The 15174-nt window shown below is 36.4% G+C and carries 9 protein-coding genes; all 9 read right to left on the reverse strand.

Annotated features, from left to right (window positions below; all coding sequences use genetic code 11):
- Positions 1-243: 243 nt before the first annotated feature.
- Genes AC07XN_RS12115 through AC07XN_RS12155 form a run of 9 tightly spaced genes read right to left on the reverse strand, consistent with a single transcriptional unit; the run spans position 244 to position 15117 of the window.
- Positions 244-2427 carry an alpha-L-rhamnosidase-related protein gene (locus AC07XN_RS12115; RefSeq protein WP_494743276.1) on the reverse strand — a complete coding sequence of 728 codons (2184 nt, stop codon included), beginning with the start codon at positions 2425-2427 and terminating at the stop codon, positions 244-246.
- 26 nt (positions 2428-2453) lie between these two features.
- The gene (locus tag AC07XN_RS12120) at positions 2454-4040 is read right to left on the reverse strand and encodes a sodium:solute symporter family transporter (protein WP_494743277.1); all 1587 of its coding nucleotides are present in this window, start codon (positions 4038-4040) and stop codon (positions 2454-2456) included.
- On the reverse strand, positions 4037-5125 hold the full coding sequence (locus AC07XN_RS12125; protein ID WP_494743278.1) for a Gfo/Idh/MocA family protein: 1089 nt from the start codon (positions 5123-5125) through the stop codon (positions 4037-4039). Before AC07XN_RS12125 ends, AC07XN_RS12120 begins: the two co-directional genes overlap by 4 nt.
- Before the next feature lie 37 nt (positions 5126-5162).
- Entirely contained in the window at positions 5163-7682 is a 2520-nt protein-coding gene (locus AC07XN_RS12130; RefSeq protein WP_494743279.1) for an L-rhamnose mutarotase, read from the reverse strand.
- Positions 7683-8561, reverse strand: a complete 879-nt coding sequence (locus AC07XN_RS12135) for a sugar phosphate isomerase/epimerase family protein (RefSeq protein ID WP_494743280.1) — start codon at positions 8559-8561, stop codon at positions 7683-7685.
- 4 nt (positions 8562-8565) lie between these two features.
- Positions 8566-9954: an acetylxylan esterase gene (locus AC07XN_RS12140; protein ID WP_494743281.1), complete on the reverse strand. Its 1389-nt coding sequence runs from the start codon at positions 9952-9954 to the stop codon at positions 8566-8568.
- Between the two features lie 4 nt (positions 9955-9958).
- Positions 9959-11089, reverse strand: coding sequence for a sialidase family protein (locus AC07XN_RS12145; protein ID WP_494743282.1), 1131 nt, complete (start codon positions 11087-11089; stop codon positions 9959-9961).
- 49 nt (positions 11090-11138) lie between these two features.
- Positions 11139-13895, reverse strand: coding sequence for an alpha-L-rhamnosidase (locus AC07XN_RS12150; protein ID WP_494743283.1), 2757 nt, complete (start codon positions 13893-13895; stop codon positions 11139-11141).
- A 34-nt stretch (positions 13896-13929) separates the two neighbouring features.
- A complete protein-coding gene (locus AC07XN_RS12155; RefSeq protein WP_494743284.1) occupies positions 13930-15117 on the reverse strand; it encodes an ATP-binding protein in 1188 nt (395 codons plus the stop codon).
- Positions 15118-15174: the final 57 nt, after the last annotated feature.

The raw sequence follows: 15174 nt of genomic DNA on the forward strand, positions 1-15174 counted from the left end.
GTCTAAAATAATGATACAAATTTATTGTTAAAGCCAGGCATTTTTTTCTATCATTTTTCCTAACTATTATACAATTTTATCTTATCTAAATAATGTTTGGGTGAGGTGAAAATTTACAACAAAACTAACTTTCGTTTTATTAATAAGGATTCTTTATTTAATATACGCTTCTTTGTTGTTTTTGTCGAGATAAATAAAAAAACGGACGATAAAACGCCCGTTTTTAATTAATACTCCTAAATATTATAACCCATAAGTCACTTCGTATGATTTACCTTTTTCAAGTGTTAATTCATACATATCGTTTGCTAACGCTTTGATTGTTCCTTCCTGACAAGTTGGTTTTATTTGACTTTTAAAACGTAAAGTACCAGTTCCTCCAGCTCCTTTTATTTTGATTTGTTTCGTACTGCAATACACCTTTACATCGCCATCAGGTGTCGGCACAGCACCTTCCATCCATTGCAACCCTCCTAATTGTGGTTCGACTAAATAAGTCTGATAACCCGCAGAGGTAGGCTTTACGCCTAAGAAATATTTACCTAACAAATAAATAGGACTTGCTCCCCATGCATGACAAAGGCTTTTTCCGAATGGACGACCATACATGGCATAATGTTCGTCGCCTTTCTTGTTAGGGTTATATTCTTCCCAGAAGGAAGTTGCTCCTAAATTCAACATGCCACCCCAATAGTCTTTCATTTCTTTCAATACATAGCTTTGTTCACCCAAGGCACAAAGTGCTTCTAATTCATAAAAACGCATATACGGTGTGGTAATTTTCTGAATTTTGTCGTTCAACAACACATGTTTTTTGACGTCTTGCTTTTTGGCTTCATCTAAATAATTAAAGAAAATCGCAAACATATTGGCATATCGAGTCACGTTATCAGTCTGTTTTCCTTCTACTCGGCTATGTACTAAAGCATGCTTTTCATCATTCCAATAATTTGAGAAAAGTTTCGCTTTCAAGTCAGTCGCTAACTGATTATACTTCTTTGCTCCTTCAGTATCATTTACAATACTGGCACATGTTGCCATTGTTTCCAGACTTCTAGCCAAAAGCAATTGTTCAAAACTTATTTCTCCTTTTTTACTTAAACCATCTGCCCAGTCAATAAAAACCCAATCGCCCGTCAAGCCTTCCATCATCCCGTTTTTATTTCGTCTAGATAAACAGTAATCCATCAAACTTTGCATTCTTGGATAAAACTGCTGAATAAATGTTTTATCACCCGTATATTGATAATAGTCGTTGATACCGATAAACCAATAAAAAGTATAATCCATGATGGTATTTACATGACTAGTAACAGGGTCTTTCCCTCTAAGAGCCAACAAAGTACGTGTTACAGATGGAGAATCAAACAATAAATAGTAGTTCATCAAATAACTCTGATAAGCATCTCCCGACCAAATCCAGCGGTCACGCTTGATACCGTCAATAAAGAACTCACGGGTATTCAAATGAAAAGTATAATTTGAAACATCGTAGATTTTATTAATTTGTTCATCTGAACAACGGAATCCACCACGGTCGGCTACGGGTAAATATTCATACAACATCGATACAGAATCGAGTGAAACCGTGGCATCAAATTTTATATTGGCAAACCGAAAAGCCTTTGAAAGCTCCATAGTCATATTACTTTTCTTAGTCTGACTTACGTCAATATCATCTAATGTCTCGCAGGTTTCTGTAGCTAAGGCTTCCTCTTTAGACTCTCCGTAATAAATCCTGATTTTACCTTTTCCTTTTAAACCATGTAATTTGATAAATCCAAAAGTCTCTTTCCCAAAATCAGCTAAAAGGCTTTGTGATTTCTTCTCAACTTTTACCGCATGCTGAACCTTCGTTTCTAATTTAAATTTAGAAGGAGGTACTTGTCCTGAATTAAAATTCCAAAATCCTGCATTTAGCCATTTAGTTCCAGATTGGTCAGAGGCTTTTCCTGTTTCATCAATCCATTCTTTGTCTTCAAAGGTTACTAACCACGAAGCATCCGATACCACTCTTTTACCTTGTACAAAAATGGCTGGTACACGGTCTTGGCAAAATACTTTTAAACTCACCTTATGCTTTCCTGCGGGTACTGTGATTTTTTTAGGGAATCCGCTGATTGCTTTTCCATCTATCTTCACATTAAACTGACCTTCTACAAAAAGGGATACTTCTTCAGAAGCAGGCAAATCAAAATCTTTATGAAAATCAACCAAGTTATAGTGACTATCTAATTTCCAAAATGGAGGAAAAAAAGAACCACGTTCAGTTCTTCTATTTTGCATTTTGTTGCTGAGCCACACCTCAAAATCTCCTGGATACCAAATCCAAGTAGCTTGGTTCTGTGCCAATACAGGCGAACAAAAAGACAAAAAAGTCAGGATAGCCAGTAATTTCGTTTTCAAAGAGATTTTTGTGGAAAGCATATCAATATGATTAGATTAAAAGTTCATTAGTTAAAAAAGAGGTAAAGGGCAATCATTACAATCGTTAGCAAAAGCCATGAAATCCATACTTTTTTTGTTGGCTTTTCTATATTATTTTTTTCTTCAAAAGTTGCCAGATAAACCGTCGGCTCATTATCTAACAATGATATAATGACAGCTAACACAAAAAGAAAAGCAAAAATCAAGAATGAAAGCAAAAGATAGTGTGGCCAAATAGGGTATTTGTCGGGAGTGAAAACCCATAAATACATGACTCCTACTCCCAAACTCACTATCGAACCTGCTGAAAGCGTAAAGTTTACGGCTTTCTTGGTAGTTCTTTTCCAGAAAACAGTCAGTAAAAATACAACAGCTAAAGGTGGAGCTATAAAGCCTAAGACTGATTGAAAGACATCAAATAAATTTAACCCTTTGATGCTATCAATTGCCAACGCCATCATAATGGCAAAAATACAACCTGCAATAACAGTGTATCGTCCTACTTTAATAATTTCCTGATTGGTCGCTTGAGGATTTATTTTCTTTAAATAAACATCCATTGTAAAAACGGTACTCAAGGAATTTAAAGAAGAACCTATTGTACCAACAAGTACAGCGATTAAAACAACAATTACTAAACCGTTCATTCCCGGAGGGAAAAGGTTTGTAACCATTGTCATATATGCTTCTGAGGGGTCTTTTAAATTAGGGAAAAGGATATAACATAAAATTCCGGTTAGAATAAATAAAGGCAAAGACAGTATTTTTAACCAAGCGATAAAGTTTACACCTAATTGACCTTGCTCTAAATTTTTAGCCCCCAATACCGACTGTACCATTGCTTGGTCTGTACAGAAAAAAGCTACAGCTGCGACAGGATAGCCCAATAAAATAGCATACCAAGGATATTTTGTATCGCTAGCAGGATGTATCAAAGTCCAATAATGAGCAGGTACTTTATGATAAACCTCCGAAATACCTCCTACTTTAATAACACCTAATATGGTAAGTGTCAGGGACACTGCAATCAATAAAATCATTTGGAATACATTTACTTTTGCAATGGCCTTTAGTCCACCTGCAAAGGCAAATAAGCCCGCAAATAAAACCAAGACAATGACAGATTGCCACATAGGTATTCCCAAAATTTGTCTCACTAAAAAGCCTCCTGCAAATAACCCAAGCGATAACCAAGAGATTAATATTTTGATTAAGGCATACCAAGCCAAAATAGTTTGAGTAGAATCGCCATAACGTTTACCCATAAATTCGGGCATGGTACTTACATTCGCTGCAAGGTATTTAGGGGCAAAAACGATAGCAAGCAAAAACAAAAAGACAAATGCGTACCAATCAAAATTAACGGCTACAATACCCGTGCTATAACCTATACTCGCAAAGGCAAGTAGCATAGAAGGCCCCACGTTAGTACCCCACATATTAAAACCAATACTCGACCAGCCTAACGATTTATTAGCCAGAAATAGGGTTTCATCCTTGTTTGTTTTGTCTGAAAAACTTGCTCTGTAACCAATTACTATTAAGATAACCAGATAGGCTACCACAATACTATAATCTAAAAAGGTTAGGCGTTCTACGATGTTTCCCATCATCTAAAGTTATTTAAAATGTCTGCACTAAGATGATGAGTTGCCAAAACGTCAGCAATTTTCACAGGTGCACCCGTCTGTAAAGACTTATCCATTGCCTGCAATAATGCCACCGTTCCGATACCTTCTTTGATGTTTGGATAGGCAGTTTCACCACTTTCTAAACAATCAGCAAAGTATTCTAAATAGTTTTGGTATTCACCAGCATGGTGGCTTTTACCCTCAAAACGGAAGTAATGTTTAAGCTTATGTTCCCAAGTTTGAACTCTTTCTTCTCCTGTGTTGGTAGTAACGGCATAGCGTAAATCCATATAATCAGCTTGACTACAACCTTCTGTCCCTCTTAGGATACAGCTCATTTCACTATCACGAACCACAGGTTGAACAGGCCCTGTATAAGCACCACTTACTCTGGCTATTCGTCCATCAGTCGCTTTAAAAATAAAGTGCATGGTATCAGCATTTTTCAGCCCTCCTTTTATGCCATTTGAACTCAACATACCATAACCCATTACTTCTTCAATATTCGGCAAATACCATCTAATAAAATCTACTGGATGGCTCAAGCCTCCATAAAGCCATTTAAAAGCATTCTCTAACGACCATCCTTTATCCAGAAACCATCTGTGGTCAGCATGGTAATAACCTTCAATGGTGATTAATTCTCCGATAAGCCCTGCCTCAAAGTCTGCCCTTTGTTTTTTCATTGGTTCAAAAAAACGAGAACTTTGTCCGACAAAAACCTTTTTGCCTGTACTTTCTGAAAGCTCAATTAATTCTTTAGCCTTTGATAAATCGTCAATAAAAGGTTTAGTACAAACTACGTGCTTACCATGTAATAATGCTTGCTTGGTATGCTCTGCATGGAATTTATCAGGCGTATAAATCGCGATGATGTCAATGCTTTTATCATCTAATAAATCTTGGTATTCTGTAGTATAATGATGAAAGTCGAACTCCTTCGCTCTTTGCTTGCATAAATCAATATTACGGTCGCATACTTTAACTAATGCTAATTTCTTGCTAGCCAATGCTGCCGACATGGTACTTCGACCTTCTCCTAAACCTAAAATTGCTATTTTCAACATTTTTATTCCTATTTATTAACCCTTGAATTCTTCTTTATTAATTTCCAGCAGGTTTCAGAAAAACCCATGTTTCATCCTTTTTAGTCCCTACAATTCCTTCTTGATATTTTTTCATCAAGGTATTCCATTCTACTACTCTTGGGTTATTCTCAATGGTTTTTGGATTGAGCTTATCTAAATTTTCACCTTTAGGAATACTAATCACTAACATCAATTGTCTGCCATTTTTATACAGTAGTAATTGTTGAAAATCGGCATTGCAAAAGCCTTGGGCTACTTCTGGCCATTTAGCAAATTGTGTAGCATGATGAGCCAAATATTCTTTTTGTAAGGTAGTATCAGCGACTAAATTGGCTGTTAATATAGTATGCGACCACTCTTTAGCCTGTTTTCCATTCTTACACATTTCTTGATTGAACTCGTAAAACAAATCGTCATAAGTCTTGATTTGAACTTGAGGAAAAGCATTTTTTAGTCTTTCTCGAAGCAAATACACATCCTGTACTTTATCAAAAATCACTAAGTGGTTTTCCCATTGAAACAATGCTTCTTGTGATACTTTACTTTTTACAAGAATCTCATCTAATTTTTTCCTGTCTACCGTCTTTCCATTTTCAGTAATCAATTCTATGATAACAGGCTTTTCTATATTGATAGCCCAATACTTATCTGCCAGATTTTTATCATTTAGCAGATAGCTGTATTCCGACTGAATACCTGCTTTAACCTTAATACTATCTGGAACTTTCGGTCCATTGTTTTGCCAAGTATTCCCTGGTCCATTGGCATTTTGTAAGAATTTTTCAGAGGGAGTCCAATTATCTTTAATCGTAAAATAAGATGACCCTTCGTCTGTATATAAATAAAACCAATGGTTTGGAATATGAGCATAAGGGGCTTTGTAAATGCTATCGACATAGTTTTCTGAGATAACTGAACCAGGTTGAGCGGATAATGTATAAATGGCTGCTACATCATACATGTGTTTGGCATAATGATGTATTTTGTTAGCCGTAATTTTATTATTCTTCATCACATTGATGGTCTTCGTCCATCCCCAACCCATGCTAATGCCTGAATAAGACACATCCGAAATTTCGTTGTGCTCTATGTTGATGCCCTTTACATACCCCACTCCTATCCCAACACAACCCCAATCTTCATTCGTAACATCAGTAATTAAATTATTACTAATCAATAAATTGCTGCATACTTCTCTTTCATCAGAAGGATTATAAGGTAAGTGTATTTCGGTAGCTTCATCTGCATATACGCCAGCTTGAATTCCTGTGCCACCTATATCTTTAAAAAGATTTCCTTTAATTATATTGTCATGAACACCTTTATGATAGTCGAGTCCTGTGGAAGCTAAATGTTCAAAACGGCAAGCTTCAAAGCCTGTATGATGGGCATAAGAAACTTCAACGGCCGCTTTTGGTCGACCAACCCAAGCTTGATTCTCTAACGTTTTTTTATCAGGTGTGCCTGGTATTTTTAATTTATAAGCATCTAACATATATAAACCCGCTTGATGAGGAACATGGCCTTGTTGAGAAGGACGTACCCATGCACTATGGTTAAAAGCGATGTTTTTAAAAAAAACATACGCAACAGGATTATCAATTGTTCCTTCTATTTTAAGCAAGGTTTCTAATGACGACGCTACTATTGTTGCCTTATCCATCACCTCATTGGCACGGGGTATATAATAAACTTTCTCGGCCTTGCTATCCAAAAACCATTCACCTTCTTGATTCAAAAATTGGAGGGCATTGCTTAGATAAAAAGCTGAATTTCCTGTTTCTTTTGAAATCCAAGGTGCTGGCCAAGGGTGTTCTGACTGTATGCGACTTTCTGGCTGAAAAAATGAAAGCTTAGCACTGTCGCCTTGTATTTCCATTTTTTTGATGCGCAAACTAGCGATTGCCCACCATTGATGAATAAACATTTCCATGCCATTCACCTTTGATAAATCCCCAAATTTTGGTGCAGGAATCCAACAGGTTTCTTCTTTCTTATTCCAAGATAAAATACGATTCATTGTTGGATAAGGCGTATCTTTAGCACGAACAGCTTTTTGGTTATTCACCCACAACTGTCTGAATTTTAACAAATCTCCTCCCACTTTTGGAGCGTCCGCTACCCAAACTTTCCCTACAGCTTCTTTGGGTAACCCAGCAAGACTCCCTTTTAATTTTGTCCAGCCTGTTATGCTAATACCGCCGCTAATGATGGGCTTTTCGTTAGGTGCTGCTTCGATAATAGTGGGACTAATGGCTGTTCCTGTATCTTCTGGACGAATTACGATTGGCTCGTATAATTGATAGTTCCCTTTACGCAAATAAATATGTATGGACTTAGCCAAGCTTCCATCTGATAGCCTGCGTATTTCACGTACTTTACGAATAGCCATCGCTACTGTTTGCAAGGGCTTATCTTGACTACCAATATTTACATCAAGTCCATCAGGAGACACCCAAATATCCGTTTGCGCCTGACTATTTGGTGAAAAAACAATGATTAAAAAAGAGAAAACTATAAAAAAATATTTCATCATTTAGTTTTGAAAAACTGTTTTCAAGAATGTTGTATTAGCCCCAAAATTTCCTTTTACATCTCTAGGCTTATTCGCATCTCTCGAGCGCTCTATTACTAGCCAGCCCCTCCATTTCATTTTATCGAGGGTAGCTTTTATTTTCTTCATGTCTATTTCAGGGTCATTCTGTAGCCATACACCATCTTTATTGGTACAGTGAATCATACAGATGTTATTTTTACCCAATATTTTCAATTCTTTATATAAATCGCGACCTTCTTTTAATGGATTAGAAAAATTGAAATATATTTTAATGCCTTCAGAATTAATCTCTTTCAGTAGCTTTACTTCTTCTGTAGCACTCAAGGCTGTTTCTATACCAATCACCACGCCAGCTTTTTTAGCCATTTCGCCCGCTACTTTTAGTCTAGTAACTACTGAATCTCTGACTGCGGGGTCTTTTTTTAAATCACACTGAACGCCTAATGGTAGGAATGCTACTTTGATATTCATCAATTTCATTGTAGTAATACAATCCTCAATTGATTTTTTGTATTCTTCTCGTCCACAAAAGGATTGAGCATAATAGCCAGTCATCGCTAATGAGAACATCTCAATATTCAATTCTTTGGCTTTTGTCAAAAAAACATTTCTGATAGAGTCGTTAGCTAACTGATTATCAAATGTTGGGCGTTTGCCTAATCCACCCATATCAATTTCTACGCCGTCTGCTCCAATTTCTTTCGTCAGTGTTAATGCTCCGAGTTTTTGTCTCTTTAAAAGCATTAAATCAATTAGCCCAATTTTATATTGATGATTTGTTTGGGCAATACTCTTCAATGGCAACGAGCATAAAATTGCGATGCTCGTTACAAAAAATGCTATCGTTAGCTTTCTCATTTATCTAATTTTTAGGAGCCTCTTCAAACATTTTCTCTAATATTTCAAAACTCTTTATTGCATTTTTAGGAAGATTTTCGCCCTTTTCCCCGAAAACATACATAGCTGGAAACGGCTCAATTGTCACCTTCGATTCGTCAACATTTCCAGTTTTATCTTTCAACTTTTTCAAATCTAACTGGAAATTTTTGGCTAAAAAATCATACAGTGCCATGCGTTTACTTTTTCCATAGTCATGCCCTTCGGTTGGAAAATGCACATTTTTTACCGCATCTTTTTCGCCATAAAACCCATATATTTTTTGTAGAAAAGGAAATTCTGTTTCAGGCACATGCTGTGTCCAGTCTTTGCCATCAGATAAAATTAACTGTGGTCTTGGTGCCGCCATTGAGGCTATTTCTACATTATTTGTGCCGTTTCCGCATAAATGTACCCCCATTCCACTTTCGCAAGGACAACCCCCGCTATGATAAGACGATAACATTACAACGGGTACACTTAACGTAATTCTATCATCTAAAGCTGTAATCAACATCGTTTGGCTACCCCCACCAGAACCACCAGTAATCGCTACACGACTAGCATCGGCATTGCTGAAAGACAGCAACCAGTCTAAAATTCTAATGCTATTTAATGCCTGTACCGACATCGCAAGGCTTTTTCGATGAAACTCTGATTTGAATTGTAACGTAGATTCTCCCCAAGCAAAAAGGTCATAACTGAAAGCAATAGCCCCTATTTTAGCCTGCATAGCACAACGATATTGGCAATCTGCTCGATAACGACCATCTCCGAAATGACCATCTGGGTTTAAAATCACGGGTATTTTTCCTTTACTTTCTATAGGCATATACAATGAACCACACACATAAACCCCAGGAAGTGTTTCTATCGCCACGTTCTCTATGGTATAGCCATCCATTTTTCGCTTATTGCTAGTGATTATCTTACTATCTGGCTTAGCTGGCAATGGCGAAAGTTTCAACGCATCCCACATACAAGCTTTTAATTCTTCTTTGCGTTTTTCCCAACTTGCTTCATCATTATACAAAGTAGATAAATAGGCTAATTGCTGTTCACCTTCCTCAGGTGTTTTAAGATGATACTGATAGCTTTGAAGTTTATATTTTTTTTCACCTTCTTTGGCAAACGTAATATCTTGCGACGACAATACATTGTTCATCGTTTTCTCAAAATCTGGTCTGAAACGCCAATCTGCATACGTCACCCATTTGTCTTTTACCAACTCTTCGGGATAACGGATTTTTACTTTGAAACGAATTTCAATCTGAGCAATCACATCTTTCAATGGTTTTCTGAAAGAATTATCAGCCGTTTGAGCTAAAGAAAAGTAAGTCAAACAGAGTAAACAGAGTGTTTTTAGATATTTCATGAGATTAGTCTTTAGTAATTTCTCCTCCTTTTGGTGCTTCGTATCCTTTTAGTTGTGGCCATTCTCCATTCTTGATTTTCTTCAATTTCAATTTTGAAGGGTCAATTACAGCGTGTTTTATTTTCTTGCGTCGCCAAGTATAAATCACATGCACCAAACCATCCGACGTTTGAATAATAGAAGGATATGAATATTGACTAATCGGTGAATCTTCTATAATCAACGCTGCATACCATTGCTTGCCATCTTTGGTTAATGATACATTCAAGGGCGTTCGAGGTCCTTTGGCTAAATCCCCCGGAGGTAACACATGATTATACACTAATAAATGACGACCGTCTTTCAAAGTCACGGCATCTGTTCCTGAATTATTATTGGGTAAAGCTGCTTTTGCTAATGGCGTCCAAGTTTCACCGTTATCATAAGACCACGATTCAATAATTGCTCTGTCTCTACTTCTTGCTAAAATTTGTAATTTACCTTTGCCATAATCCAATATGCTTGGCTGAATAGCATTTAACGTTTTTCCATCACTGATTGGCCCAACGATTCTCCATGTCTTCCCAAAATCTGGCGTTACCTCAAAATGAAGTTTCCATCCTGAGCCTTCTGTACTAGTTGGACAAAACAAATTGCCATTGCTTAATAACACTGGTTTATTTTTAACAGGTCCGATATAATTTTCTGGTAAAGCTCTTGCTGCTGACCAAGTAATACCATTATCTGAAGATGTTTTTAACCACCCTTTCCATTTTGCAGGACTAGGACCAATTTTATAAAAAAGCATTAAATCGCCATTGGGGATTTGATATAATACTGGATTCCAGCACGCATAGCGTAGGGTATCATTCACAATACCATTAGCCACATTTTGAGGCGCTAACCATTTGCCATTTACATTTCTGCTTACCCAAATACATACATCAGGGTTTCGCTCTTTAGTACCACCAAACCATGCTGAGACTAATCCTTTAGGCGTTTCGGCAATGGTTGCTGCATGGCTTTCAGGAAACGGAGGGTTTTCTACGACAAACTCATCTAATAATATTCCTGACTTCCATTTTTGAGCATTCGTTTGCATGCTGAAAAACACACAAACTGCCATTAATACCGTAAATAAGCTTTTTCTTAACATGATAATGCGTATTGAATTTTAATATTTTTAATGCCTGTTATCAACACAATTAATTAACATTGAATGAATAATTGCCAGAACTTACTTCCAGAATCAATTTATTGCCCACTGCTTTTACAAACTTTACTCCTTCTACTGATGCGATTGCTTTCCCACTTTCTGTAACTTGATTAAGTGAATTAGCAGGCAGATAAACTAAAGATTTAGTGTTCACAGGAACACTGATATTCCATTGAAATTTATTTCCCTCTTTTTTCCAATCAGATTGGATAGTGCCGTACATAGAATGATAGGAAGCCTTGGCAGAAGTTAATCCTGCAATCATTTCAGGTTTCATCACAATTCTCTTGAAAGCAACTGATTCTTTGGAAGATTTAATTCCTGCTACATTTTCATAGTACCAGATAATCAAATCCCCTAATAACATCACATGGTTTCCAGAATTCATTTCTGGGTTTGCTTTATCTCCATTCCAAAGTTCCCAAATAGTAGTAGCACCATTTTCTGCCATATATCCCCAGCTTGGATAATCGCGATTAGAAGCTATTGTATAGGCTATATCTGGACGTCCATTCTCGCTTAATCCACGCATTAACCATTGTGTACCAATAACGCCCGTACTGATATGCCCTTTGTTTTCGACTAAAACTTTTTCAACAATACTCTTCCAAACTTTTGCCTTTTCATTAGCGGGAATCATATTGTACATCAAAGGCAAAAGGTTTGCCGTAACTGTTCCATTACTATATTGCCCTTTTTTACTATCTAAAAATTTCTTGTTAAATGCCTTGATAATTGCTTGCTTGCTTTGCTCAAAGGCTTTAATATCTTCAGATTTGTGGAGTAAGCGAGCAAAATTTTGCATTACGTCCAACAACTTTACATAAGTTGCCGAAGCCAATAACTCTCCATCTGTTTGGCGTGCAGGGTCTTTAGCATGAATCAATTCCAAAGACTCAGGTGGTACACACCAATCACCATATTTATCTTTTGTAATTAATCCATTTACCAAGTACTTATCTTGCATATAATCTATCCATTTTTTCATAGATGGATAATGACTTTTTATCGTTTCTTGATCCCCAAACTGATGATACAACATATCAGCTACTGTAATGTAAGTGCCAGGCCAAGTAACATTATCGCCATAATATCGCCAAAATGCTGGTGCTACGTCAGGAATACTGCCATCTGGTTTTTGTGCTTGCTCAATATCATTCAGCCACTTTGAATACAGGCGAACGTTATCAAAAATAAAGCTTTCGCCATAAGCTCCCGTTGTTCTATCTCCTAACCAAGGTTGGCGTTCATTTCTTTGTGGACAGTCAACAGGCATTCCTTTATAGTTACTCCTGATTCCCCAATAGGCATTTTTATAAATTTGGTTGATAGTTTTATTTGACGTTTCAAAATCTCCAATGGTAGCCATGTCGTCATAAACAACTCTTCCATCAAAATTATCGACAGTCGGCACAGTGGGGAAGCCCGTTATTTCTACATACCTAAAGCCATGATATACAAAAGAAGGCTCCCAAGTTTCTTGACCTTCACCTTTTAATGTATATACATCCTTCACTTTGGCATCTCTTAAATTTCTAACAAACAGTTCGCCATTGCTCTGCAATGTTTCAGCAAAACGAAGACCTATCTTATCTCCTTTCTTACCATTAACACGCATTCTTAACCAACCTGCCATATTTTGCCCCATGTCCAAAATATAAGTATTGGCATTCACGCTTTTGATAGATACAGGTTTGATGGTTTCCATTACTTTCATGTTCTCCGTCATTTGGGCTTCAAACATTCCTCCTGCTTCCTGTACTAATTGGGCCTTCAGCCAATTTTTATCTTCAAATCCTACCCTATTCCAATTAGGCATTTCTTTGGTAGTATCATACTCTTCACCATCATACTCATTATTTGTTCTGATAGGGCCATCGGCAGTCACTTTCCAACTCTCATCAGTTGATATTGTTTCCTTTGTGCCATCTGTATATTCAATATCCAAATTCAATAGCATTTTAGGATATCCAAATGTCTTGATTTTATAAGGTTTATAATCTTGACGCATGGTATAAAAACGTCCATTTCCCAATACTGTCCCAATAACATTTTTATCTGCTTGTAACAGTTTCGTTACATCAAAAGAATTGTATTTTACTCCTTTGGTATAATCTGTAGGAACGGGAGCTAATACTTGGTCACCCACTTTTTGCCCATTTAGATATAATTCATAAAGTCCTAATCCTACGATATAAACAGTAGCTTGTTTGATACTTTTTTGGGCTACAAATTCTTTTCTAAAATACCTTGCTGAGAGCCTAGCAAATTGGCTTTCATTATCCCATTCAAAAGAACGGTCAAGACCAATCCATCGCCCTTTCCAATCTACATAATTTAATAAACCTACACTCCAAAATGCTGTTTCAGACCAAGAAGATTCCCCTTTATTTGTCCAAGTTTTTATTTTCCAAAAGCATCTTTTCTTGCTCTTTAATGCTATTCCTGCATATTTTACATGAATAGATTCATCAGATAATACTTTCCCTGAATTCCATAAATCACCTTCGTTAGCAGCTAGTTTTTCGGGAGTAGAAGCCACCAAAATTTGATAAGCAACTTGCTGTACATTTCTTTGTGAAGCCGTAATTTCCCAACTTAATCTAGGCTTTACTACATCTATTCCTTCAGGATTTACTAGCATTTCGCAACGTAAATTTTGCAATTGGATGCTTGCATCTTGTTTACTAAACGAAGCAAACAATACGATAGCGACAAAAAGGAAGATGTGTTTTGTAATTTTCATTCTTTTATAATCAATTGATATAAATCTTGTGGTTTTATTGACTGATTAAACTTCCTCCCCAAACAAAATCTTTGAAATCATTAGGAGATTGATGCCGTCCAACTAAATAATAAGTGTCCAATCCCAAGCTTTTAGCTCTGTTTTTTAATATTTGTTCGTCGTGTGGCGTCGGTGTTTCTTTTACTTCTATTGCTTTTTTACCCTCTAAAATAAAATCTATCTCTAACCCTGTTTTCTTCTGATAATACTGAATTAAACCTAGATGACTTAACTGTAAAGCAATTGCATTTTCAAAAACTTGTCCGCTACTTACTTGTGCCAATGCTTGTAATAAGCCCGTATCTGCTAAGTATATTTTCTCTTGTTTTGAAAACTCCTTATCCAAACTTTGCGTAAATGCTCCTACTGATTTTATAAAATATGTATGTTCCAACAAACTTATATACTCTTTTACTTTCGCACGATTTATACCCAGCACAGCACCTAATTTGCTAAAATCTAATCTACTACCTGTTCTTACAGCCAATAATCTTACTAATCGATAAAGGTCATCTGATGCCGAAAAATCTGACAATAACCTTATGTCTAACTCAATGTAGGCATTAATTACATCTCGTAAATAAACTTTTTTATCCTCTTCGGTTTCAGCTAAAACAACTTCAGGAAATCCTCCAAAACTTAGAAAATTTTCATATAATGCCTTCCATTTAAGGTAAATACTAAGATGGAAGGGAGCTTCAGCAAACTGTTTTAGAAGTGTTGGACTTTCTCCTTGGAAAGCGACAAATTCCGCAAAATCCAAAGGATACATCTCAAAAATTCTCTTTCTGCCAGCCAAACTTTCTGAAAAATGGTTCTTCAAATAGAATGAACTAGATCCCGTAACAATGAATTTTGTACCATAAGTGTCATATAGGAATTTTATCACACTTGTACTTTGGTTTACCAACTGAATTTCATCTAGTGCAATTACAGCTGGTTTTGAAAGGTCAATCCCTTCTATTGCCAAGCCAATTTCAATATCTTTCGTATTTGTTTGATTGAGCAAATAACGGTTTTCAACCCTTTCCAAATCCAAATAAACCTTATTATTATGTGGTACTTGTGTCAATAGATATTTCAAAGCGGTTGACTTTCCAACCCTTCTCATTCCAGTTATTACTGTGGCTTGAGGCTTTGACAAATGCTCTAATAATGATGGAAATATATTTCTGTGTATCATAAATGTAACTTTTTGCTTCTAAAATTTACAAATAATCATACTTTTTGTCGAATTTCC

Source organism: Arcicella sp. GW458-12-2-14-TSB2 (genome assembly GCF_059423785.1).